Annotated in this window: 16 protein-coding genes, 2 tRNA genes and 1 riboswitch; of the genes, 14 read left to right on the top strand and 4 right to left on the bottom strand. The window is 69.3% G+C overall.

Annotation, left to right across the window (positions count from 1 at the left end; all coding sequences use genetic code 11):
• Nucleotides 1-3,402 precede the first annotated feature (3,402 nt).
• From ACYUD3_RS27695 to ACYUD3_RS27660, 8 genes are all read left to right on the top strand, one after another.
• Nucleotides 3,403-4,170, top strand: coding sequence for a tetratricopeptide repeat protein (locus tag ACYUD3_RS27695; RefSeq protein ID WP_470975281.1), 768 nt, complete (start codon nt 3,403-3,405; stop codon nt 4,168-4,170).
• Nucleotides 4,171-4,544: 374 nt separating this feature from the next.
• Nucleotides 4,545-5,837: a cytochrome P450 family protein gene (locus tag ACYUD3_RS27690; RefSeq protein ID WP_470975278.1), complete on the top strand. Its 1,293-nt coding sequence runs from the start codon at nt 4,545-4,547 to the stop codon at nt 5,835-5,837.
• A 136-nt stretch (nt 5,838-5,973) separates the two neighbouring features.
• On the top strand, nt 5,974-7,044 hold the full coding sequence (locus ACYUD3_RS27685; protein WP_470975275.1) for a transglycosylase family protein: 1,071 nt from the start codon (nt 5,974-5,976) through the stop codon (nt 7,042-7,044).
• A 219-nt stretch (nt 7,045-7,263) separates the two neighbouring features.
• Nucleotides 7,264-7,441, top strand: a riboswitch (cyclic di-AMP (ydaO/yuaA leader).
• 4 nt (nt 7,442-7,445) lie between these two features.
• On the top strand, nt 7,446-8,192 hold the full coding sequence (locus ACYUD3_RS27680; RefSeq protein WP_470975272.1) for a transglycosylase family protein: 747 nt from the start codon (nt 7,446-7,448) through the stop codon (nt 8,190-8,192).
• Between the two features lie 295 nt (nt 8,193-8,487).
• Nucleotides 8,488-9,774 (top strand): phosphopyruvate hydratase, encoded by a 1,287-nt coding sequence (gene eno, locus ACYUD3_RS27675; protein ID WP_470975269.1) that lies wholly within the window; start codon nt 8,488-8,490, stop codon nt 9,772-9,774.
• Between the two features lie 86 nt (nt 9,775-9,860).
• Nucleotides 9,861-10,337 (top strand): FtsB family cell division protein, encoded by a 477-nt coding sequence (locus ACYUD3_RS27670; RefSeq protein ID WP_470975266.1) that lies wholly within the window; start codon nt 9,861-9,863, stop codon nt 10,335-10,337.
• Between the two features lie 55 nt (nt 10,338-10,392).
• Nucleotides 10,393-10,911, top strand: a complete 519-nt coding sequence (locus tag ACYUD3_RS27665) for a DUF501 domain-containing protein (protein ID WP_470975263.1) — start codon at nt 10,393-10,395, stop codon at nt 10,909-10,911.
• Between the two features lie 134 nt (nt 10,912-11,045).
• Nucleotides 11,046-11,987: a Ppx/GppA phosphatase family protein gene (locus tag ACYUD3_RS27660; protein ID WP_470975260.1), complete on the top strand. Its 942-nt coding sequence runs from the start codon at nt 11,046-11,048 to the stop codon at nt 11,985-11,987.
• 73 nt (nt 11,988-12,060) lie between these two features.
• Here the strand turns inward: ACYUD3_RS27660 and ACYUD3_RS27655 are convergent, their stop codons facing one another.
• Nucleotides 12,061-13,260 (bottom strand): helix-turn-helix domain-containing protein, encoded by a 1,200-nt coding sequence (locus tag ACYUD3_RS27655; protein WP_470975257.1) that lies wholly within the window; start codon nt 13,258-13,260, stop codon nt 12,061-12,063.
• A gap of 331 nt (nt 13,261-13,591) precedes the next feature.
• Between ACYUD3_RS27655 and ACYUD3_RS27650 the strand changes: the two genes are divergently transcribed.
• The 3 genes from ACYUD3_RS27650 (at nt 13,592) to ACYUD3_RS27640 (ending at nt 15,586) form a co-directional block, all read left to right on the top strand.
• A tRNA-Glu gene (locus ACYUD3_RS27650) sits at nt 13,592-13,675 on the top strand.
• Nucleotides 13,676-14,298: 623 nt separating this feature from the next.
• Nucleotides 14,299-15,210 carry a radical SAM/SPASM domain-containing protein gene (locus tag ACYUD3_RS27645; RefSeq protein WP_470975255.1) on the top strand — a complete coding sequence of 304 codons (912 nt, stop codon included), beginning with the start codon at nt 14,299-14,301 and terminating at the stop codon, nt 15,208-15,210.
• A gap of 28 nt (nt 15,211-15,238) precedes the next feature.
• Nucleotides 15,239-15,586, top strand: a complete 348-nt coding sequence (locus ACYUD3_RS27640) for a hypothetical protein (protein ID WP_470975252.1) — start codon at nt 15,239-15,241, stop codon at nt 15,584-15,586.
• An 86-nt stretch (nt 15,587-15,672) separates the two neighbouring features.
• Here ACYUD3_RS27640 and ACYUD3_RS27635 read toward each other — a convergent pair whose 3' ends face one another.
• Nucleotides 15,673-15,801: a hypothetical protein gene (locus tag ACYUD3_RS27635; protein WP_470975249.1), complete on the bottom strand. Its 129-nt coding sequence runs from the start codon at nt 15,799-15,801 to the stop codon at nt 15,673-15,675.
• A 496-nt stretch (nt 15,802-16,297) separates the two neighbouring features.
• Here ACYUD3_RS27635 and ACYUD3_RS27630 point away from each other — a divergent pair, with 496 nt between their 5' ends.
• Both ACYUD3_RS27630 and ACYUD3_RS27625 read left to right on the top strand, forming a co-directional pair.
• Nucleotides 16,298-17,680: an NAD(P)/FAD-dependent oxidoreductase gene (locus tag ACYUD3_RS27630; protein WP_470975246.1), complete on the top strand. Its 1,383-nt coding sequence runs from the start codon at nt 16,298-16,300 to the stop codon at nt 17,678-17,680.
• A gap of 250 nt (nt 17,681-17,930) precedes the next feature.
• Complete coding sequence (locus tag ACYUD3_RS27625) at nt 17,931-19,226, top strand: class I SAM-dependent methyltransferase (RefSeq protein WP_470975242.1); 1,296 nt, start codon at nt 17,931-17,933, stop codon at nt 19,224-19,226.
• A gap of 83 nt (nt 19,227-19,309) precedes the next feature.
• Here ACYUD3_RS27625 and ACYUD3_RS27620 read toward each other — a convergent pair whose 3' ends face one another.
• Both ACYUD3_RS27620 and ACYUD3_RS27615 read right to left on the bottom strand, forming a co-directional pair.
• Nucleotides 19,310-21,838 (bottom strand): ABC transporter permease, encoded by a 2,529-nt coding sequence (locus ACYUD3_RS27620; RefSeq protein WP_470975239.1) that lies wholly within the window; start codon nt 21,836-21,838, stop codon nt 19,310-19,312.
• A complete protein-coding gene (locus tag ACYUD3_RS27615; protein ID WP_470975237.1) occupies nt 21,838-22,608 on the bottom strand; it encodes an ABC transporter ATP-binding protein in 771 nt (256 codons plus the stop codon). The genes ACYUD3_RS27620 and ACYUD3_RS27615 overlap by 1 nt, the downstream gene beginning before the upstream one ends.
• 421 nt (nt 22,609-23,029) lie before the next feature.
• Here ACYUD3_RS27615 and ACYUD3_RS27610 point away from each other — a divergent pair.
• Nucleotides 23,030-23,116, top strand: a tRNA-Leu gene (locus tag ACYUD3_RS27610).
• Nucleotides 23,117-23,210 lie beyond the last annotated feature (94 nt).

Here is a 23,210-nt window from a genome sequence, read left to right as displayed (position 1 = left end):
TCGGATCTGCTGGAGGGACCTGGGCAGTCCGGTCGTCTCATGTCGTATGGGCTGATGAGGAGGCTGGCAGCGGCGTACGGGTCGGAGTCGGCGGCGGATATAGGGGAGCCAGACACGGGGGGTGAACCTGCGGTGCTCCGCTGGGGGCCGGAGCTGTACAACCGGCTGCTGGAGACCTATCACGCAGGCTCGGTTGAGGGGACAGCAGAGAGCGGCGGAAAGCCGGACTTGGCCGAGGCTGAGGGGGAGTTCGGCGAAGGCGCGTCGGACGCCTTCGACTTCAGGGCGTCCGGAGCCGAGAAATGGGTGGAGGCGGGGCGCCGGGTCCAGGAGTGGGACCGGTTGGTGAACGACAGTGCCGAGCTGGAGCCGGACGGTCTCAAGGAACTGGAGGCAGTGGTCCGGCGGCTGGAGCAGCAGGCTTCCGGCCGGGAAGTCTCGGGGGAGGAGTCTGCGGGGGAGGACGGGCGCATTCCGGACGCGCATTCCGCAGCGCCGGGCGCGGAGATTCCAGGAGCCCCTGCACGACGACCCTCTGCGGGAGAGGAGGTACGGGAACTTTTGAGGGCTCTCTCCGCCGGCGGCGAACGGCATGTCTCGCGCGAGGCTGCCTCAGGGCCAGAGGCTTTCGGTGGAGTCGGTGTGGCCGAGGGCCGGGAGACCTCCGGAACAGCTGACCCAGCGACTGAGCGCCAGAGCCTCGATGCTCCCTCCCCGACACCGGGCCAAAGCCCAGCGGACATCGCGATGTCCCCGCACGACGTCCCGGCGCAGCCATCCGAGACGGCCCCGTCTCTCGGAGCGAGCGACAGCAGCTCTTCCCCCGGCACCCCCCATTCCCCTCAGCACCCCGCCCCCGGCTCAGCCGACGCCCCCGACCCCGCTGCCAACGACCACGTCGACTCCGGTGCCGGCACGCGCTCCAGCGTGGTCTTCAACGAATCCAGTCAGTTCATCTACTTCCAACCCCCGTCACCCCTCGGCCTCTCCGCCCCCGCCAACTGGCAAATCATCGAAACGGCGAACCCCCTGCTGCTCGGAGTGCGGGCGGCGCAGGGGCTGCCGGGGCTGTCGCAGGTGACGGAGTACGTGCGGCGGGACGTGGACGCGGAGTTGGAGGGGTGGGTCCGGACCGTGCTGTTGGTGATCACCGGGGGGCCGTTCTCCGGGAAGACCCGTACCGCCTGGGAAGCCGTACGGAGAGAGCTGGCCCCCGGCACCCGGATCTGCGCCCCCGAACCGGGCACCGACCTGCGCGGGCTGCCCGACCTGCTCGACAACGGCAGGCGGTCGGGCCACGCCGGGGACGGATACGTCCTCTGGCTGGACGACCTCGACGGACACCTCGGCGGACAAGGGCTCAGCCGGCAGCTGCTGAACGAGCTGAAGCCGCTGGGTGTCCCGGTCGTAGGCACGATGCATGACGAGACGTACGTCCGGCATATGGACGACTACGGGCGGACGGAACAGTTGCTCTCCCTGGCCAGGCAGGCGCGGTTGCGGACCAGTTGGAGCGGCGGAGAGCTGGCCCGCCTTGCCGGTGCAGCCGACCTCACTGCGGAGACCGGGGCCGGAGACTGGGTCGTCCGCGTCGGAGACTTCGCGGCCTCGCTTGTCGCCGGCCCCGGGGCCTCCCCCCTCCTCACCCCTGATGCTTCCGCCGACCTCGCCGGTGCTTCCGTCGACTCTGCCGGTGCCTCCACCGGCCCCGCCGATGACCTCGCTGGCGCCTCTCGCCCCGCTGACGCCCCTTACCTCGCCGATGTCTCTCGCCCCGCCGACGGCTCTCGCCCAGCTGATGCCCCTCGCCTCGCCGATGACCCTGCCGCCGCCCCTCGCCCCGTCGACGTCTCCCGCCCCGTTGCCGCCTCTCGCCCCGTTGCCGCTCCTCGCCCCGTTGCCGCTCCTCGCCCCGTCGCCGCCCCTCGCCCCGTCGACGACCCCCGCCCCGTCGACGCCCCTCGCCCCACCGATGACCCCCGCCCCGGCGAAGCCTTGCGCCACCGAGGCAGCACCGGAGTCACCCAATACCTCGCCCTCTCCCACCTCCTCGCGGCCAAGCGCCGCCGCGCGGACATGTCCCGCGATGCCCACCCGCTGGGCCTGGCCGTCTTGTGCGCGGCCGTCGATCTCGTCCGGTGCGGGGTCGGCGGGGACATCTCCGAGGGGCTGCTGGAGGAGGCCTGCCGGTACTACCCCGTGCACGGCGACGAGAGCATGGAGTCGGCGCTGGCCTGGGCCTCCAGTCCGGTGCGGGGAGTCGCCGGGATGCTTGTGCCCGGGACCGGGGAGGGCACCTGGCGGCCGTACGGTTCCCTCGTCGCGGACGCCGTACGACTTCCCAGGGCCCCCCAGGTCCGCCCGGTCCCTATCGCCCTTTGGGAACACCTGCTCACCGGTACGACCCTCGACCCCGAAACCCAGCACTCCGTACGCAGCACCGCCCGCGCCCACTTCACCCCGCTGGCAGAGGCCTCGCCGGTCGAGGTTTCTACGGCTGGAGCTTCCCGGGCCGGAGCCGCTGCGACTGAAGCGTCCCCGGCTGAAGTGCCCTCGGTCGAAGTTCCCGTGACCGGAGCTTCCCGGACTGAAGCCTCCGCGACTGAGGCTTTTGCAGCTGGAGCCTCCCGAGCCAGAGTCTCCGCAGTCGGAGCTTCCTGGACTGGAGCTTCCCGAGCCGGAGCCGCTGCGCCCGAAACGCCGCCAGCTCAAGCGCCCCCGGCTGAAGTGCCCTCGGTCGAGGCTCCCGTGGCTGGAGCTTCCTGGACTGGAGTCTCCGCGGCTGAAGTTTCTGCGGCTGGGGCTTCCCGAGCCGGAGTCCCGGCCGTCGGAGCCTCAGCGGTCGAGGTGCCATCGGCTCAAGCGTCCCCGGCTGAAGTGCCCTCGGTCGAGGCTCCCGTGGCCGGAGCTTCCCGGACCGGGGCCTCCGCGACTGAAGTTTCTGCGGCTGGAGCCTTCCGAGCCGGAGCCGCTGCGCCCGAAACGCCGCCAGCTCAAGCGTCCCCAGCTGAAGTGCCCTCGGTCGAGGCTCCCGTGGCTGGAGCTTCCCGGACTGAAGTCTCCGCAGCTGGAGCTTCCCGAGCCGGAGCCCCGGCCGCCGAAGTCTCAGCGGTCGAAGCACCATCAGCTCAAGCGCCCCCGGCTGAAGCGCCCTCGGTCGAAGCTCCCATGGCCGGAGCCTTCCGAGTTGGAGCCTCCGCAGCCGGAGCCTCCCCAGCCGGAGCCTCCGCAGCCGGAGCCTCCCGAGCCGGAGCCTCCCCAGCCGAAGCCTCCGGGACCGAAACTCCCCAGATCGCAGCCTCCCCAGCCGACGCCTCCCCAGCCCAAGCCTCCCGGACCCCAGCCACCCCAGCCCAACCCCCCGCAACCGCAACCCCCACCCCCACCGAACAATCCGACGCCATGCACATCCTCGGCCTCCTCAAAGAAACCGACGGCACCCCGCAAACCGCCCTGCACTGGTTCCGCAAAGCCGCAGACGCCGGACGAACCGCCTCAGCCGCACACGTCGGCGCTCACCTCCTCGCCGCCGGTCACCCCGCCGCCGCCCTCCCCTACCTCCAGACCGCCGCCCGCCACACCCCCGACCCCCACACCCACCGCCTCCTCGGCGAAGCCCACCTCGCCCTCGCGGAAGAAGCGCTGCGCACCGCAGCCGAGGCCCAGGACACGGACGCCGCACGGCAATTGGGCCACCACCTCCTCCGGCGCGGCGACTCCTCCCGCGCCGCCCAGCACCTGCTCCGGACGGACACAGGTCCCCCCTCCTCCCAGCACCCGCTCCGGACGAACGCCCACTCCCCCTCCGCCCAATACCAGCTCCGGCAGGAAAGGGACCAGGCCAACGACTCCCGCGGCCTCGCCGTCCACCACCTCCTGCGCGGCGAGACCGAGACCGCCAGGGCCTACCTGACCCGCGCGGCGGACGAGGGCGACGACAGAGCCGTACGCCTCCTGGCGGACACCGACGCCGGCCCACAGCCCCCCGAGGCCGCCGAGTCCTACTTCAGACACAGCACCGACCCCCAGGACCGCGCGCATCTGGGCGTAGTACTGGAGCGACAGGGCCGTACAGAGGAGGCGATCCAGGCATACGACGAAGCAGCCGCCGCCAACGACCTCTTCGCGAAACGCCAGCTACGACGACTGCGCCGGCCCAGCCAGCCATAGCGACCCCGACGACTAGCCTTCCGCCAGCTCCGCCAGCTCCGCCAGCTCCGCCAGCTCCGCCAGCCCCAGCCACGACGGCAGCGGCGCCCGAAGCCGGACCGCCCCTCACCCCCGCCCCCATCGAGCCAGCCGCAGCCCCAGCCCACCGACCCGCGCCCTCACCGACCCGCGCCCCACCGGGCCGCCCCGCCAACCGCACCCCGCCCACTGCCCCGCGCCTCCAACCCACGACCCACGCCCACCGACCCTCACCCCCAACCGCACTCCCGCCCACTGCCCCACGCCCCCAACCCGCGCCCCGCGACCCACACCCACCAACCCCCAACCCCCAACCCCCTCCCCCCAACCACCCCCCACCCCGATACCGTCACCCAGTGACCTCCAACACCCCCCACCCCCCACCCCTCTTCACCTGGGACTTCGCCGCCAACCCCTACCCCGCCTACGCCTGGCTCCGCGAGCACGCCCCCGTGCATCGGACCACCCTCCCCAGCGGCGTAGAAGCCTGGCTGGTCACCCGGTACGACGACGCCAAGCAGGCCCTCGCCGACGCGCGCCTCTCCAAGAACCCGGCGCATCATGACGAACCCGCGCACGCCAAGGGCAAGACCGGCATCCCCGGCGAGCGCAAGGCCGAGTTGATGACGCATCTGCTGAACATCGACCCGCCGGACCACACCCGCCTGCGCAGACTCGTCAGCAAGGCGTTCACCCCCCGCCGGGTCGCCGAATTCGCCCCCAGGGTGCAGGAGTTGACGGACCAGCTCATCGACAGGTTCGCGGCGCACGGCGAAGCCGACCTCATTCACGACTTCGCCTTCCCCCTCCCCATCTACGCCATCTGCGACCTGCTGGGCGTCCCGAGGGAGGATCAGGACGACTTCCGGGACTGGGCCGGGATGATGATCCGGCACGGGGGCGGCCCCCGGGGCGGCGTCGCGCGGTCGGTCAAGAAGATGCGCGCCTACCTCCTCGACCTGATCCACCGCAAACGCGGCGACCTCGGCGACGACCTCATCTCCGGCCTGATCCGCGCCTCCGACCACGGCGAACACCTCACGGAGAACGAGGCCGCCGCGATGGCGTTCATCCTCCTGTTCGCCGGGTTCGAGACGACCGTCAACCTGATCGGCAACGGCACCCTCGCCCTCCTCACCCACCCCGACCAGCGCACCCGCCTCCAGCACTCCCTCGCGGCCGGCGACCGCGGACTCCTGGAGACCGGCGTCGAGGAACTGCTGCGATACGACGGCCCGGTCGAGCTGGCCACCTGGCGGTTCGCGACCGAGCCGCTCAGCCTCGGCGGACAGGACATCGGCCCCGGCGACCCCGTACTCGTCGTCCTCGCCGCCGCCGACCGCGACCCCGCCCGCTTCACCGACCCCGACACCCTCGACCTCGCCCGCCGCGACAACCAGCACCTCGGATACGGGCACGGCATCCACTACTGCCTCGGCGCCCCGCTGGCCCGGCTGGAGGGACAGACCGCCCTCGCGACCCTGCTGACCAGGCTGCCTGATCTTCAACTCGCAGCAGAAACAACAGACTTGAGGTGGCGTGGCGGACTCATCATGCGCGGGCTGCGGACACTTCCCGTGCGATTCAACCCCGTTGACCCAAGCTTTCCGAAGTCCACTGCCAGAACCAGTAGTCCTTCGCAAACATGACACACACTCAACTCTGTGATCTTCACGTGATCTGTGTGGCATTAACTTGTGACAAGTGATCGGGTCCGGATACGTTCACACATCAGTGCGGTCCCCACGCCGCACGCGTCACTGCTGTCGTGAGAAGGGTGCCCGCATGCTCTCCGGGAACGGCCGTCACCGTCGACCCCGCCAGGCTCCGGCGCTGCTCGTCGCCGCCGGAGTGACCGGCTCCGCGATCGCCATCCCCCTGCTCGGCGCGAGCGGCGCCAGCGCGGCGGACGGGACCGTCTGGGACAAGGTCGCCGAATGCGAGACGGACGCCACCTGGAGCGAGAACACCGGCTCCCTGCTCTACGGCGGGCTGCACATCTCGCTGGACGAGTGGAAGAAGTACGGCGGGACGGAGTTCGCCGAGCGGCCCGACCTCGCGAGCCGCAACCAGCAGATCACCGTCGCCCAGAAGATCCTCGCGGATCAGGGGGTCGGGGCCTGGCCGGTCTGCGCGATCACCACCGGGCTCACCAAAGCGAACGGGGTCGCCTCCTCGGTCGACCCCGGGGCGTCCGGTCCCGGGAGCGGCGGCTCAGGATCCACGTCCGGCAACGGCAACGGCAACGGCTCCGGCGCAGGCTCCAGCGCCAGCTCCCCGAGCACCGGCGACGACACCCCCAGCACCCCCACCACCCCCAGTACCCCCAGCGCCCCGAGCGCTCCCAATACCCCCAGCACCCCCACCACCCCCGGCGACACCGACACCGACCCCGCCACCCCCTCCCCGTCCCCCTCCCCGAGCAACCCCCCGGCAGAGAAGGGCAACTCCGGCACATCGGACTCGTCCGGTACATCAGACTCGTCCGGAACATCCGATACGCCCGGCACCTCCACCGGCGGCGGCCGGATCGTCCAGCCCCCCAACAGCGAGCCCACGACACCCTCGTACCAGGACAACTCGGACAACACTCCGCAGCCCACCGGGTATTCGAGCCTCGTCGACACCAGCGCCGATCCGGCCCCCGTGACCCTCTCGGTCAACGGCACCGGAAAGCATCGCGGGGTCAGCGCGCCGGAGTCGTACACCGTCCGCGCGGGCGACTCGCTCGTCTCCATCGCCGACTCCCTTGGGCTTGACGGCGGATGGCGTGCCCTTTATGCGGAGAATCGGAACGTCATCGGGGGCGACCCCGGGGCCATCGTCCCCGGTCAGACGCTTCGGCTCGGTAATTGAGGCAGTGTAAGAAATCCCCAAGAACGCGTCCGAAAGCGGCAGTTCGGCGGGGCGGTTCGGGTCGTATGTCGGTTTTGGGGAAAGTGTGGGATGAGTCTCACAAGCCCTGATCGTCTTTGAAATTCCGCTCCGGGCATGTCTACGGTCGAGCCGCCTGAGAACTCGGGCCCCTGCTGCCGCACACGCCTAATCCTGCCAGTGGCCGCACGGGAACAGTCGTCGCTTCGAGCGCCGTCGGCAGGAGCGGGGGACCCAAGGTAAGCGCTGGGAACGGCAGTTGACGCCGGACCCGGCTTGGGGTGAAGCCGTACGGCTCCTGAAGGGGAGCGCGTGCGGCCGGGCAACTCAACCGGCCCGAACCCGACAGCTCACCTCGCAGGCGTCGGTGAGGGGATCGATCCATGCTGTTCTCCGGCAAGGGCAAGCACCGCCGCCCGTCCAAGGCCACCCGTGTCATCGCGCTCGCCGGTGTCACCGGCGTCGCCGTCGCCGCCCCGCTGATGGCCGCCGGTGGCGCCTCCGCCGCGACCGCCTCCGAGTGGGACGCCGTCGCGCAGTGCGAGTCCGGCGGCAACTGGGCCATCAACACGGGCAACGGGTACTACGGCGGCGTCCAGTTCTCCGCCTCCACCTGGGCCGCGTACGGCGGCACGCAGTACGCCGCCACCGCCGACCGGGCCACCAAGGCGCAGCAGATAGAGATCGCCGAGAAGGTCCTGGCGGCGCAGGGCAAGGGCGCCTGGCCCACCTGCGGCACCGGCCTCTCCGGCGCGAGCTACAGCGGCTCCTCCAGCTCTTCCGGCTCCTCCAGCTCGAACTCCGGCAGCAGCTCGTCGAGCTCCAACTCCGGCAGCTCCAGCTCCAGTTCCTCGAACAGCGGCAGCAGCTCCAGCAGCACCCGCACCGAGACCCCCGCCTCCTCCCGCTCGACCGACCGCCCGGCCGCCGCCAAGACGGTCACCACGCCGGCCGGTACGAAGGTCAAGAAGGGCGACGGCGAGTACAAGGTCGTCAAGGGTGACACCCTCAGCTCCATCGCGGCCAAGCACAAGGTCGCCGGCGGCTGGCAGAAGCTGTTCCAGCTGAACAAGGACATCGTCGAGGACGCCGACCTCATCTACCCCGGGCAGCAGCTGCACCTGAAGTAAGACTCAGCTGAACCACAGCACCCTCACAGCCGTGGACCTCACAGTAGAGACACCGTGAGGGTCACCCCCCCGTCCCCACGGGTCTTCCGTCCCGGTGCGTGTTCCCCCGTACGCACCGGGACGGATTTTTTGTTCGCCTTCCGGTCACTCCCCCTTTGTTCCGACCTTGAACAATAGGTACGGTCGGTTCCGAACGTGGCCGGTCGGTCGGCTGGCCGAAGCGTCCGCGCCGGTTAGGCTCTAGTCGCAAGGCCCGCGCGGCCCCGCACCACCAGCGTCACATCCCAAGAAGGAGATGCACGTGCCGTCCATCGACGTCGTCGTAGCCCGGGAAATCCTGGACTCCCGAGGCAACCCCACGGTCGAGGTCGAGGTCGGCCTCGACGACGGCAGCACGGGTCGTGCCGCCGTTCCGTCCGGCGCCTCCACGGGTGCCTTCGAGGCCATCGAGCTGCGTGACGGTGACCCCAACCGCTACCAGGGCAAGGGCGTCGAGAAGGCCGTCCTCGCGGTCATCGAGCAGATCGGCCCGGAGCTCGTCGGCTACGACGCCACCGAGCAGCGCCTGATCGACCAGGCGATGTTCGACCTGGACGCCACGGACAACAAGGGCTCCCTCGGCGCCAACGCGATCCTCGGCGTCTCCCTGGCCGTCGCGCACGCCGCCTCCGAGGCCAGCGACCTGCCGCTGTTCCGCTACCTCGGCGGCCCGAACGCGCACCTGCTGCCCGTTCCGATGATGAACATCCTGAACGGCGGCTCGCACGCCGACTCCAACGTGGACATCCAGGAGTTCATGATCGCGCCGATCGGCGCCGAGTCCTTCTCCGAGGCGCTGCGCTGGGGCACCGAGGTCTACCACACCCTCAAGTCCGTCCTGAAGTCCAAGGGCCTGTCCACCGGCCTCGGCGACGAGGGCGGCTTCGCCCCCAACCTGGACTCCAACCGCGCCGCCCTCGACCTCATCCTCGAGGCGGTCAAGCAGGCCGGCTACGTCCCCGGCGAGCAGATCGCGCTCGCGCTCGACGTCGCCGCCTCCGAGTTCTACAAGGACGGCAAGTACGAGTTCGAGGGCAAGTCCCGCTCGGCCGCCGAGATGACCGAGTACTACGAGGAGCTCGTCGCCTCCTACCCGCTGGTCTCCATCGAGGACCCGCTGTTCGAGGACGACTGGGCCGGCTGGAAGGTCCTCACCGACAAGCTGGGCGACAAGGTCCAGATCGTCGGCGACGACCTCTTCGTCACCAACCCCGAGCGCCTCGCCCGCGGCATCGAGGAGGGCACCGCCAACGCCCTCCTGGTCAAGGTCAACCAGATCGGCTCGCTGACCGAGACCCTGGACGCCGTCGAGCTGGCCCAGCGCAACGGCTTCAAGTGCATGATGTCCCACCGCTCCGGCGAGACCGAGGACGTCACCATCGCCGACCTCGCCGTCGCCACCAACTGCGGCCAGATCAAGACCGGCGCCCCGGCCCGCTCCGAGCGCGTCGCCAAGTACAACCAGCTGCTGCGCATCGAGGAGATCCTCGACGACGCCGCGGTGTACGCCGGGCGCTCTGCCTTCCCCCGCTTCAAGGGCTAAGCCTCAGCCAGTCACTCGTACGTCCCCGTACCCGGTCCCGTACCGTGTGCGGGGACGTACGCACGTATGAACGGGAGGCGCGGCAGATGGCCGTCAAGGACAAGGACCGGTTCTCCACCGCGACCAGACTCCGCGCCCTGGGCGAACAGACCGCGGCCCGCGTCTACCGCTCCCAGAACAAGCGCCAGCAGCACCGCTCCCGCCTGACCGGCCGAGCGGCCCTCCTGGCGCTGGTGCTGTGCACGCTGATCGTCGCGCTGGCCTACCCGATGCGGCAGTACGTCTCCCAGCGGGCCGAGATCGCCGACCTCCAGCGCAAGCAGCAGCAGGCCCGCGAACGGGTCGAGCAGCTGCGCGACCTCAAGGCGCGCTGGCAGGACGACGCCTACGCGGAACAGCAGATCCGGCTGCGGCTGCACTATGTGATGCCCGGCGAGACCGGGTACGTCATGATCGATCCCGACGCGGCGAAGCAGGCGCGGGCGCAGACGGCCACGGCGGACCGGCCCTGGTACGCGAACGTCTGGGACGGCGTGGACAAGGCGGACGCGGCGCTGCGCTGAGCGTCGTAGACTCCCGGACCCCGAAGACCAACAGCAGAGAGATTCACGTACGGCCATGCAGACGCCTCCCCCAACCACCCCGCGCACGGAGCCCACCGAGGCGGACGTCGCCGCTTTCGAGCAGCAGCTGGGCCGCCCCCCGCGCGGGCTGCGGGCCATCTCCCACCGCTGCCCCTGCGGTCAGCCGGACGTGGTCGAGACGGCCCCCCGCCTCCCCGACGGCACCCCCTTCCCGACCCTCTACTACCTGACGTGCCCCAAGGCCAACTCGGCCATCGGCACGCTGGAGGCGAGCGGGCTGATGAAGGAGATGACCGAACGGCTCGGCCAGGACGAGGAGTTGGCGTCCGCGTACCGCGCGGCGCACGAGGACTACATCCGGCGCCGGGACGAGATCGAGGAGCTGAAGAACTTCCCCAGCGCGGGCGGTATGCCGGACCGGGTGAAGTGCCTGCACGTCCTGGTCGCCCACGCGCTGGCGGCGGGCCCCGGGGTGAACCCGCTGGGCGACGAGGCGCTGGCGCTGCTCCCGGAGTGGTGGAGCAAGGGCAGCTGCGTGACGCCCTGCGCGTGAGCGGGCGCGTTCCGCGTGTGGCCGGGGCGAGTGCGTCCCGTACGTGACCGGGCGGGCGCGTCCCGGCCGTGACCGGGGCGGGCGAAGAGACGTCCGTGACCTGTTGATCCGCTGACCTGTCGAGAGGACCCCTTATGACGCGCGTCGCCGCCATCGACTGCGGTACCAACTCCATCCGCCTGCTGGTCGCGGACGCCGATCCGGTGACGGGGGAGCTGACCGACCTGGACCGCCGGATGACGATCGTCCGCCTCGGCCAGGGCGTCGACCGCACCGGCCGGCTGGCACCGGAGGCCTTGCAGCGCACCTTCGCCGCGTGCCGCGAGTACGCCGCGGTCATCAAGGAGCACGGCGCCGAACGCCTCCGTTTCGTGGCGACCTCCGCGTCCCGCGACGCCGAGAACCGCGACGAGTTCGTACGGGGCGTGCTGGAGATCCTCGGCGTGGAGCCGGAGGTCATCTCCGGGGACATGGAGGCGGAGTTCTCCTTCACGGGGGCGACGAAGGAACTGACGGGCCGCGACGACCTCGCCAAGCCGTATCTCGTGATCGACATCGGCGGCGGCTCCACGGAGTTCGTGGTCGGCGACACGGCCGTCCGCGCCGCGCGGTCCGTGGACGTCGGCTGCGTACGGATGACCGAGCGCCACCTGATGACGTCCGGCGAGGCGGCGGACCCGCCGGCGGAGGCGCAGATCGCGGCCATGCGGGCGGACATCGAGGCGGCGCTGGACCTCGCGGCGCGGACGGTCCCGCTGACGGAGGCGCGCACCCTGGTGGGCCTGGCCGGCTCGGTCACGACGATCTCCGCGATCGCCCAGGACCTCCCCGCCTACGACTCCGCCCGCATCCACCACTCCCGCGTCTCCTATACGAAGGTCCGAGAGATCTCCGACCGCCTGCTGCGCTCCACCCACACCGAACGCACGGCGATCCCCTCACTCCACCCCGGCCGCGTGGACGTCATCGCCGCGGGCGCCCTCGTCCTCGCCGCGATCATGGAACGGGTGGGGGCGGAGGAGATTGTGGTGAGCGAACATGACATTTTGGACGGAATCGGCTGGTCGATCGCTTAAGGGCAGGGGAAGGCCCCGGTACCGAGAGAGGTACCGGGGCCGCTCGCTGTAGACCCCTGGGGCGTTGAGCCGCTTAAGGCTTCAATCCTTCGTAGGCTTCGCGGAGGTCCTTTGCCTCAGGCAGGGACCGGCGTTCTACGGCGCTGACGACTTCTAGTGCCCGCCAGTGGTTCGACGGAACAACTCGGCCACTCAATATGGCTTTCTGCACTGCCTCGCACGCTTCGTCAAGGCGATTCTGGTTCAAAAGCACCAACGCTAGGTCAATATTCGCCGAAGCGACACGGCGAGGCCACTTTGAGAAATCGGCAGAAGGACTTAGGCGGGTAATCACTTCGCGCGCGTATGATTCTGCGGCTGAGTCGCCAAGCCAGGCTAGAGTAGTTGCCGTGTATGAAATTGCCTTTGCGGGGTCATATTGATAGTGATGTTCTTTGGGGCGGATAGGAGAACTTAGGGAAGTCGAGAGCTGTTGAACTCGATTAATCACCGAGTAGGTCTCTGCGCTGTTGTGCAAGCGGGCTTGCGCTCGCCCCTCTTGTGCTGTCGCTTGGATGAGTACTGAGGTTCCCGCTGGTGCGATCGATTGCGCTATTCGGGAAAGTCCAATCGCCCGCTCGTAGTCTCCGTCGGTCAAGACGCGCCAAGCATCCGTTTCGAAGCACCATGCTTCAATCTCCGGAAACTCTGACTCTCTCCCCAGTGCTGCCGCAGTTTGCAGCCTTGCCACTGCGGCGGAGTTTTCCTTGAGGTCGATATGAAGAGTGGCTGCAAAGAGTGAGAACCATGCGCCAACGATCAAGAGCCGACGATGTTCGGTAAGGGTTTTTTTCGCGTCAAGCAGGTCTTTGATGTATCCGAGATGACGTCTTGCTTTATGGAGCAAGTCTTGCGGTGAAGTTGTCGGGTAAGCCTTAGCCGCTTCGTCGAATTCTCGCTCTAGTCGTGAGAGGGTTCCTTGGCCTACGTCGCTCGCCTGCACTCGGCGTGCCAATTCCCAAGCCTCCCACTCGTCATCCGGTGAGGCGGTGGAGATTTGGAGGGCAGCGGGGTTTTTAGGACCTTCATTGAAGGCAAGCAAATTATCCAGATCGCCTGACGTGACTTCTAGAAGCTTCGCCATCTTGGGGCGCTGATGAGCCTGAGGGTCGATCTCCCCGCTTTCCCAACGCTGCACCGTGCTGGTGGCTACCGCCATCGCTTGGGCGAAGATTTCTTGGCTATAGCCGCATGCCTTACGGCGTTTGGCCAGCTGCGTCCGCCTGCCCGCCATGTCCGTGCTCCGTCCGGCTTGACGCCCTCCCAGGTGAGAGTACCGGGCGCGGTCAACCTGCGGGCCAAGTGCGGTGTATCTGCTGTGGTACCGCCGAGCCCATGGCGGAAGGGTGGTGAGACGCAAGACGCAAGCACCCCCGCGGCGCGCGAACGCCCGGGGGCATGGTCACCAACCGCCGAAGGGTTGACGGCGATGGTCAACAGTACAGAGCTTTCCCAACAGCCTTACCCCACCGGCAAGTTCAGGCCGTCCGCCGCCATCACCCGTGTGAACGCCCTGGGCGAGCCCACGCTTGTCCGGCTCCTGAACGTCTCCGGGAAACGCCCCGCGGCCTCTCTCACGCAGTGGCGTGCGGAGTACGGCGGCGCTCTCAACGCCGAGACCGGTGAGTTCGAACTCCCGGTGCCGGCCATCCTCCCTTGCCCCTTCGAGAACTGCTCCGCCGGCGAGTGCTCGGAGGGCGCGTGACGGTCACCGCTGAACACGTCGGGAAGTTGGTCACGGACGGCGCGCGGACGGGCACTCTGATGGCCGTGGACCCGAACTGGGAAGACGTGAGGAAGCTGCCTCAGTACCGCCGAAGGGAAGGGCGAGCCTACGTCCGGCCGCCCGGTGGTGGGTTCGAATGGGACGTGCCCCCGGCTGCTCTGTACCTGTGTGAGAGCGGTACGCGGCGCCCTGGTTCGTGACCCGGATCGTCGTCGGCCCCCGCTGAGAAGTCCCGGAGTTCTGAAGCTCAGTCCCTGCCGGAAACAGCCGCTGCTGCGGCTCCCCTCTCGGGCAGGCAAGTACCCCGACTCAACAGGGGTCGGGGCAGGTGAGAGAGGAAACGCAGTGTCCGAGTACAGCGAGCCCGAGACCGAAGCCCTCGAGACCACCGAGGACGAGACCACCGAGGAAGGCGGCGAGACCGCCACCGACCTGACCGGCGCCCTGCTCGCCGCGTGAGGTAGCGGCGTCCGTGACCGGCGGGGAAGTAGCAGCTTCCCCGCCGGCTCCTGCACTCATCCACCACCCCGTCTGAAGGGAAAGCACATGAGCAATCCCAGGCTACTCAGGTTCACCTACCTGGAGGTCACAGGGTTCTGCAACGAACGGTGCGGCCACTGCTACGCCGACTCGTCTCCGCAGGGAACCCACGGGTCCATGTCGGTCGCCGAGTGGGTGGACGCGATCGACCAGCTCCCCGAGTTGGGAGTGATCGACGTCCAGTTCATCGGGGGCGAACCCACGCTGTACCCGAACCTGCCGGAGCTGATCCGGCACGCCTACGGGCGGGGACTGCACATCGAGGTGTTCTCGAACCTGACCCACGTCAAGGATGAGCTGTGGGACACGTTCCGCGAATGCCGGGTTCAACTCGCCACGTCGTACTACTCGGACGACTCCGCCGAGCACGACGCCGTGACCAAGCTCCGGGGCTCCCACAAACGGACGCGGGCCAACATCGAGAAGGCGGTGCGGCTCGGCATCCCGATTCGGGGCGGGGTCGTCGCCGTACAGCCCGAGCAGCGAGCCCGCGAAGCGGTCACCGACCTTACGGCACTCGGCGTCGGGCACGTCGGCGCGGACCGTATGCGGGCTTTCGGGCGCGCGAGCGAAGGGGCAATGCCCGACGTGGCGGATCTCTGCGGGCACTGCGCGCGTGGGCAATGCGCGATCGGCCCCGACGGCGACGTCTGGCCGTGCGTCCTCGGGCGGGTCATCACTCTGGGCAACCTGCGTGACGCCTCGCTGGCGGAGATCTGGAACGGGGCGCGCACCGCGCAGGCACGTGCCGAGATCTCCGCGGCTCACGGCGGGACCGTCGTGGAGAGCTGCACTCCTCCGCAGTTCCTTCCCATGTGCGGGCCTTGCGGTCCGTGCGTCCCGTCCGTGGGTCACTGTGATCCGCGAGAGGTGGACGGTGCGGCAGGCGCGCCTCCTACCATGGGCGCACCGGTTTAGGTTCGCTGCGACGATCAGGAGCGCGCGCATGGACGATCATGGGGACGACTTCGGGCCGTGGGGCTGGGAGAGTGCCAGCACCGCCGTACAGCGGACGGACGAAGAATGGCTCACGATCGCTCGCTACGTCCGGCACGCGGCGAACAAACTCGGCCCGGATCTTCCGCTGTGTCTTCCTGGTGAACCGAAGGAATGCGGCCGGACCGCGCAGCAGCACGTGCTGGCGTGGTCGGCGCATCTCAAGGCTGCCGCGCATCGCCTGATCGAGCAGTCCACCCCGAGTGAGGCCCGGGGCCTGCACGCGGCCGGCACGCTGTACCAGCGGCGCCTGGCAGAGCTGCGCGAGCAGAGCACCCCTGAAGCGGCTTCGCGCTGATCAGGAAAAACCGAAACGGCCCCGGTCACCATGTCTCCTGACACGGTGACCGGGGCCGAACTGGTTTCGGGGCTGAGGTTCCCGTGTCACCTTGCCGCCTGCCAAAGGCTCACGGCGAGGCCGATCACGCCGACCAGGGCCGCGAGGGCGGGTAGTGGCCACCTTCCGCGTTCGAGGGCGACGGCCGGGTCGGGCGGCGGGGGCTGAGCGGTCACTCGTCGGTGCCCCCTTTGTCGTCGACCAGGCCGAGGCCGACGGGATCGGCTGGTCCATCGCGTAACCTCTCGCTCAGCCGCCCTTGAGCAGTTCAGGCGACGTTTGAGCGCGCCCCGAGATCGCCGGAGCACCCCTCCCCGACACCCCCGCGGAAAAGTTCGTGAAGTTCTTCACAAGGAATTGGGTCCTGTCGGGCCGGGGAGAGGGTCCGGTTGGCCCTTTCGGGGGGTCAAGTGCCGTATGAACATGTTCAAAACGGGGGGACGCGGACGTATCGATGGTGTGACGGGGAGGTGTCACGGCGGGCGGTCCGAGGTGGGGTTCGGGGCGTGATCCGCAGCTCACGCGGCATTGACAACGGTGTGAGGGGGGAGCCGGTTCCCGGGGGTCCGCATGAAATGGATCACTTGGGCGGCGGAGGATAACACAGGCCCTTCCGAAGCTTGTGAAGGGGCGCACGAGCCACCCCCCTGAGACAGGTGGATACTCGATGCCATGAGCACCACGGAGCGTCCCAGGATCCTCGTAGTAGGCGGTGGGTACGTAGGCCTGTACGCGGCTCGGCGCATCCTCAAGAAGATGCGCTACGGCGAGGCGACCGTCACGGTCGTCGACCCCCGGTCGTACATGACCTACCAGCCCTTCCTCCCCGAAACCGCCGCCGGCAACATCTCCCCGCGCCACGTCGTCGTCCCGCTGCGACGTGTGCTGCCGAAGGCGGAGGTGCTCACCGGCCGGGTCACCACCATCGACCAGGACCGCAAGGTCGCCACGGTCGCGCCGCTGGTCGGCGAGGCGTACGAGCTGCCGTTCGACTACCTCGTGATCGCGCTCGGCGCCGTCTCCCGCACCTTCCCGATCCCCGGCCTCGCCGAACAGGGCATCGGCATGAAGGGCATCGAGGAGGCCATCGGCCTGCGCAACCACGTGCTGGAGCAGCTCGACAAGGCCGACTCCACCACCGACGAGGAGATCCGCCGCAAGGCGCTGACCTTCGTCTTCATCGGTGGCGGATTCGCGGGCGCCGAGACGATCGGTGAGGTCGAGGACCTGGCCCGGGACGCGGCCAAGTACTACAAGAACGTCTCCCGCGAGGACATGCGCTTCGTCCTCGTCGACGCCGCCGACAAGATCCTCCCCGAGGTCGGCCCCAAGCTCGGCCAGTACGGCAAGGAGCACCTGGAGAGCCGCGGCGTGGAGATCTACCTCTCCACCTCGATGGACTCCTGCGTCGACGGCCACGTCGTACTGAAGAACGGCCTCGAGGTCGACTCCCACACGATCGTCTGGACGGCCGGCGTCAAGCCGAACCCCGTCCTCGCGCGCTACGGCCTGCCGCTGGGGCCGCGCGGTCACGTCGACACCTCCGAGAAGCTCCAGGTCCAGGGCACCGACTACATCTGGGCCGCCGGTGACAACGCCCAGGTGCCCGACCTCGTCGGCCGCAAGGCGGGCAACGAGAACGCCTGGTGCCCGCCGAACGCGCAGCACGCGCTGCGGCAGGCGAAGGTGCTCGGCGACAACGTGGTCTCCGGTATGCGGGGCTTCCCGCAGAAGGACTACTCGCACGCCAACAAGGGTGCCGTGGCCGGTCTCGGGCTCCACAAGGGCGTCGCGATGATCGTCATGGGCAAGATGAAGATCAAGGTCAAGGGGCGGCTGGCCTGGTACATGCACCGTGGCTACCACGGCATGGCCATGCCGACCTGGAACCGCAAGATCCGGGTCTTCGCCGACTGGACGCTGGGGATGTTCCTCAAGCGCGAGGTCGTGTCGCTGGGCGCGCTGGAGACTCCTCGCGAGGAGTTCTACGAGGCGGCCAAGCCCGCGCCCGCGCCTGCGGCGGCTCAGCCGAAGAGCGAAGTCAAGGCTTCCTGAACAGCTGAACGAACTGAAGGGCCTCCCGCGATCCGTGGTGCGGGGGGTCCTTCGGCGTTTCCGTCGGCCCTGAACGGGCCTTGTCCTCAAACTCCCCCAAGCTCTTCGAGCAGGGGGGACCCCCAACGGGCTGAGTGACCCGGACGGGTTTTGCTCAGCTGTGATGCGCGGCGGGGACTAGTGTTCGGGCCGCTTGGTGTTTACGTGGGTGGTGGACGTTCCGGGATTCGTTTTCACGGAGGTTTGGCCCATGGGTGGTGTCGCTTCGCGGCTGGTGGGGTTGCTGGGGAGGGTGGCGGGAAGTGCGGGCGGGGTGCCCGTACGGGTGCGCGCGTGGGACGGGTCAGAGGCGGGACCCCCCGACGCGCCCGTGGTGGTCGTACGCAACCGGCGTGCCTTGCGCCGACTGCTGTTCAAACCGGGGGAGTTGGGGCTCGCCAGGGCCTGGGTCGCCGGGGATCTGGAGATCGAGGGGGATCTGTACGAGGTACTGGAACGGCTCTCGGGGTTCATCTGGGAACGCGGGGAGAACGCGCCCTCGCTGCGCACCGCGCTCGCCGACCCGGAGTTCCGCGGCGCCGTCCGCGGCCTGTTCCGGCTCGCCGGGCCGCCCATCCCGCCGGCCCCGCCCCGCGAGGAGACCCGCCGCACCCGGCATTTGCACACCCGCCGCACCGACCGGCAGGCGATCAGCCATCACTACGACGTCGGCAACGACTTCTACTCCCTCGTCCTCGGCCCGTCGATGGTGTACTCCTGCGCCTACTGGGAGGAGCAGGGCACCCTGGAGAGCGCCCAGCGCGACAAGCTCGACCTGATCTGCCGCAAACTCGGCCTGCGCCCCGGCGCCCGCCTCCTCGACGTCGGCTGCGGCTGGGGCAGCCTCGCCCTGCACGCGGCGCAGACCTACGACGCCCAGGTCGTCGGCGTGACCCTCTCCCAGGAACAGGCCGCGTACGCCCGCAAACGCGTCGCCGACGCCGGCCTGGCGGACCGGGTGGAGATCAGGGTGCAGGACTACCGGGACGTCCCCGACGGCCCGTACGACGCGATCTCGTCCGTCGGCATGGCCGAACACGTGGGCGCGGAACGCTACTTGGAGTACGCGGCCCGGCTGTATGAACTCCTCGCCCCCGGCGGCCGGCTCCTGAACCACCAGATCGCCCGCCGCCCCCGCGCGGACGAGGAGAAGTACCACGTGGACGCGTTCATCGACGCGTACGTCTTCCCCGACGGCGAACTCGCCCCCGTCGGCACCACCGTCACCCAGCTGGAGCGGGCCGGCTTCGAGGTGCGCGACGTCGAGTCGATCCGCGAGCACTACGCGCTGACCCTGCGCCAGTGGGTGAAGAACCTGGAGTCGGCCTGGGACCGGGCCCTCCAGCTCACCACCCCCGGCCGGGCCCGCGTCTGGCGCCTGTACATGGCCGCCTCCGCGCTGGCCTTCGAGCGCAACCGCATCGGCGTCAACCAGGTGCTGGCGGTCCGCGCCCCGGAGAGCGGCTCCTCGGGACTGCCGCTGCGGACGCGGGTCTGGCAGGGGTAGGCACCCCTACGGCGAAGGGCCCGGCATCCCCCATGGATGCCGGGCCCTTCTCTCTTGCGGGCCTTCTCTCTCGCGGGCGGGGGCTACTCCGCCTTGATCGCCCCCAGCATGTTCAGCTTCGCCGCCCGCCGCGCCGGCCACAGCGCGGCCAGGACGCCCACGGTCCCCGCGAGCGCGAGGAACAGGACGATCCGGCCCCAGGGGAGGACGAGTTCGTACGTCGCCAGGCTGCTGCCGATCAGCTCGCCGGCCGCCCAGCCGAAGAAGATGCCCAGGCCGATGCCGAGGACGCCGCCGAACAGGGAGATGACCAGCGACTCCAGGCGGACCATGCGCTTCACCGCGCGCTTGTCCAGGCCGATCGCGCGGAGCATGCCGATCTCCTGGGAGCGCTCGAAGACCGACATGGCCAGGGTGTTGATGACACCGAGGACCGCGACGATGACCGCCATCGCGAGCAGGCCGTACAGCATGTTCAGCAGGACCGTGAACAGCTGGGCGATGCCGTCGGAGATGTCCTGCTTGCTCTGGACCCGGATGCCCGGGTTCGAGCCCAGGGCCCGCTCCAGGTCGTCCTTCACGGAGGCGGAGACGCCCGCCTTGGTCTTCACCAGCACCCGCATGTCCGTCGGGTCGCTCTGGTGCGCGGCCAGCGCGGACTTGTCCAGCAGGACACCGCTCACGAACTCGTTGCCCTCGTACACCCCCGCGACCGTCATCCGCTGGGACTTGCCGTCCTCGTAGTACACGGTGAACTGTGAACCGGCCTGCCAGCCGCGGGACTTGGCGGTGTCCTTGTCGACGACCAGCCGGTCGCCGGAGACCTCGAAGCGGCCCTCGTCGACCTTCGGGTCCAGCAACTGGCCGACGGTCTTGCCGTCCACCCCGGTCAGGTACTCCGTCTTGCCGTCGATCCGCGCGGGGGCGTTGCGCAGCGGGCTCGTCGCCGTCACGCCGGTCGCCGTCCTGAGCTTCGACTCCACGTCCGGGGAGAGGGAGTTGCCGTTCGCCATCGAGACGACGTAGTCCGCGCGGATCGACGCCGACGCCATCTTCTCGATCGCGTTCTGGAGGCTGCCGGCCATGACCGTCATACCGGTGATCAGCGTCAGCCCGATCATCAGCGCCGACGCCGTGGCCGCCGTGCGGCGGGGGTTGCGGACCGCGTTCTGGCGGGCCAGCTTGCCGGAGATGCCGAAGACCTTGAGCAGCGGGGCCGCCGCCGCGATCAGCGGCCGGGACAGCAGCGGGGTCAGCACGAACACGCCGATGATCAGCAGGACCGCGCCGATGCCCATGGGCGTCTGGCCGTCGGAGCCCTTGAGCGTCGTCGCGTACAGGACCGTCGCCGCGCCCGCGCCCGCGAACAGCGCGCCCAGGGTGTTGCGCACGACCAGGGACTTCGTCGTCTCCTTGGCGTGGACGCTGTTCATCGCCGCGACCGGCGGGATGCGCGCCGCGCGGCGGCCGGGCAGCCAGGCGGCGAGCATCGTGATGACGACGCCGACGGCGAGCGCGGCGGCGACCGTGCCACCGGAGACGATCAGCGGGCCGTCGGGCAGGGAGGCGCCGGTCTGGTTCAGGAGGGTCCGCAGGCCCGCGCCGATGCCGACGCCGACGCCGAGGCCGGTCACGCCCGCGACCGCGCCGACCACGAACGCCTCGATCAGCACCGACCGCGTGACCTGCCGGCGCGAGGCGCCGACCGCGCGCAGCAGCGCGAGTTCCTTGGTGCGCTGCGCGACGAGCATCGTGAAGGTGTTCGCGATGATGAACGTGCCGACGAAGAGCGCGATCCCGGCGAAGACCAGCAGGCCCGACTTCAGGCCGCTCATCTGGCTGGAGATCCGGTCGGCCTGGTCGGCGGCGAGCCGGGCGCCGGTGGTGGTCTCGGCCTCGCCCGCCGGGAGGGCGTGGTCGAGGGCCTGCTTGAGGGCGGTCTGGGAGACGCCGGGGGCGGCCTGGACGTCGATCTCGTCGTAGCCGCCGGCCTTGTGGAACAGCTGCTGCGCGGTGGCCGTGTCGAAGAGGGTGAGGCTGCCGCCGGCGCTGACGTTGCCGTCGTCGGTGGTGAAGATGCCGGTGATTTTCGGGGTGAGGACGGGGCCGTCGACGGAGAGGCGGACGGTGTCGCCGACCGCGTACCCGGCGCGCTTGGCGGTGTCCGCGTCCATGGCGACCTCGTCCGCGCCGTGCGGGGCGCGGCCGGAGGTCAGGGGGTAGCGGACGTCCTTGGTGCCCCAGTAGTTGCCGCCCTGGGAGGCGAAGCCGTCACCCAGGAGATGGCCGTTCCTGTCGGCGACGGCGGTGAAGCCGCTGACGACGCCGATCGCGGAGCCGGTCTCCTTCAGGGACCGGGCCTTCTGAAGCGTCGCCTCGCTGAGGTCGGGCGTCTTGCCGACCGCGTTGCCCTCGGCGGCCTGGCTCTTGGGGCGGACGGCGACGTCCACATGGTCGTAGCCCTTGGCGGAGCTGTTCTCCAGGGCGCTGGAGAGGGTGTTGGTGAAGACGAGGGTCCCGGAGACGAAGGCGACGCCCAGCATGACCGCGAGGACGGTCATGAGGAGTCTGGCCTTGTGCGCGAGGACGTTGCGCAGCGCGGTGCGGAACATCAGCTGGTACGGCCCTTCGCGTCGAACGCCTTCATGCGGTCCAGGACCGAGTCGGCGGAGGGGTCGTACATCTCGTCGACGACGCGGCCGTCGGCGAGGAAGATGACGCGGTCCGCGTAGCCGGCGGCGACGGGGTCATGGGTGACCATGACGACGGTCTGGCCCAGCTCGCGCACCGAGTTGCGCAGGAAGCCGAGGACCTCGGCGCCGGAGCGGGAGTCGAGGTTTCCGGTGGGCTCGTCACCGAAGATGATCTCCGGGCGGGCGGCCAGGGCCCTCGCCACGGCGACGCGTTGCTGCTGGCCGCCGGAGAGCTGGGCGGGGCGGTGGCTGAGCCGGCCGGAGAGGCCGATCATGTCGATCACCCGGTCCACCCACGCCTTGTCGGGCTTGCGGCCCGCTATGTCCATCGGGAGGGTGATGTTCTCCAGGGCGGTCAGGGTCGGCAGCAGGTTGAACGCCTGGAAGATGAAGCCGATCTTGTCCCGGCGGAGCTTGGTGAGCTGCTTGTCCTTCAGGGAGCCCAGCTCGGTGTCGCCGATGCGGACCGATCCCGAGGTGAAGGTGTCGAGCCCTGCGACGCAGTGCATCAGCGTGGACTTGCCGGAACCCGAAGGGCCCATGATCGCGGTGAAGCGGGCCTGGTGGAAGTCGACGGAGACCCGGTCCAGGGCGACCACCTTGGTCTCACCCTGTCCGTAGGTCTTCGACAGGTCCGTGGCCCGGGCGGCCACGGCGGTGGCCCGGTCGGCGAGAGGACTGGTGGTCACGGGATCGCTCCTGGAGAGAGGTCGGCGACCCCTGTTCCGGGGCCGGCTGTACCCCTTCATCGTCCCGGGCACCCCGATCGGTTCGAGTCCGCCTCAGTTCTGGTTTCAGCAACAGACCCCAGAGGGACGGGTGACCGTCTTGTCATACCTGGGGATGACGTCGGACCCTGACAGAGGCACATCCGTACGTGGGCGGGAGCAAAGCAGGGGAGTCACCCTCGTTTCGGCGGTGAAATTCCGTCATTCCATGTGCACGAGCGGTGATCGCACGTAAGGCTATTGGCAAGTGCGGACGGCCAGTTCCGGGGGCTGATGCTCCCTCAGGTATCAATAAAATAAGACAACATCGGTTCACCCGGCCGATGTTGAGGAAGCGTGCCCCGATAGGCTCGGAGCGCGACGACGCGGAGCCCCTTGGCCAGCCCAGATGGTGGAATGCAGACACGGCGAGCTTAAACCTCGCTGCCCCGACGCGGGCGTGCCGGTTCAAGTCCGGCTCTGGGCACCACCGCACCTCACAGGCGGTCAAGTCGCCCCCCTGGTCCCGTTGTAGTACCTCTCGTCCCCCCTGCCCAGCCTGTTGACGACGGCTGGGTGCGGGG

Source organism: Streptomyces sp. AMJ-169 (assembly GCF_055597585.1).
The sequence above is the reverse complement of the archived record's forward strand: the minus strand, read 5'-3'. Positions and strand labels throughout refer to the sequence as shown.

What these genes read in the sequence shown, in the direction of transcription:
- eno (WP_470975269.1), top strand. Translation starts at nt 8,488, where the DNA reads ATGCACGTGCCGTCCATCGACGTCGTCGTAGCCCGGGAAATCCTGGAC.
- ACYUD3_RS27640 (WP_470975252.1), top strand. Translation starts at nt 15,239, where the DNA reads ATGGACGATCATGGGGACGACTTCGGGCCGTGGGGCTGGGAGAGTGCC.
- ACYUD3_RS27660 (WP_470975260.1), top strand. Translation starts at nt 11,046, where the DNA reads ATGACGCGCGTCGCCGCCATCGACTGCGGTACCAACTCCATCCGCCTG.
- ACYUD3_RS27630 (WP_470975246.1), top strand. Translation starts at nt 16,298, where the DNA reads ATGAGCACCACGGAGCGTCCCAGGATCCTCGTAGTAGGCGGTGGGTAC.
- ACYUD3_RS27670 (WP_470975266.1), top strand. Translation starts at nt 9,861, where the DNA reads ATGGCCGTCAAGGACAAGGACCGGTTCTCCACCGCGACCAGACTCCGC.
- ACYUD3_RS27680 (WP_470975272.1), top strand. Translation starts at nt 7,446, where the DNA reads ATGCTGTTCTCCGGCAAGGGCAAGCACCGCCGCCCGTCCAAGGCCACC.
- ACYUD3_RS27695 (WP_470975281.1), top strand. Translation starts at nt 3,403, where the DNA reads ATGCACATCCTCGGCCTCCTCAAAGAAACCGACGGCACCCCGCAAACC.
- ACYUD3_RS27625 (WP_470975242.1), top strand. Translation starts at nt 17,931, where the DNA reads ATGGGTGGTGTCGCTTCGCGGCTGGTGGGGTTGCTGGGGAGGGTGGCG.
- ACYUD3_RS27645 (WP_470975255.1), top strand. Translation starts at nt 14,299, where the DNA reads ATGAGCAATCCCAGGCTACTCAGGTTCACCTACCTGGAGGTCACAGGG.
- ACYUD3_RS27620 (WP_470975239.1), bottom strand. Translation starts at nt 21,838, where the DNA reads ATGTTCCGCACCGCGCTGCGCAACGTCCTCGCGCACAAGGCCAGACTC.
- ACYUD3_RS27655 (WP_470975257.1), bottom strand. Translation starts at nt 13,260, where the DNA reads ATGGCGGGCAGGCGGACGCAGCTGGCCAAACGCCGTAAGGCATGCGGC.
- ACYUD3_RS27685 (WP_470975275.1), top strand. Translation starts at nt 5,974, where the DNA reads ATGCTCTCCGGGAACGGCCGTCACCGTCGACCCCGCCAGGCTCCGGCG.
- ACYUD3_RS27665 (WP_470975263.1), top strand. Translation starts at nt 10,393, where the DNA reads ATGCAGACGCCTCCCCCAACCACCCCGCGCACGGAGCCCACCGAGGCG.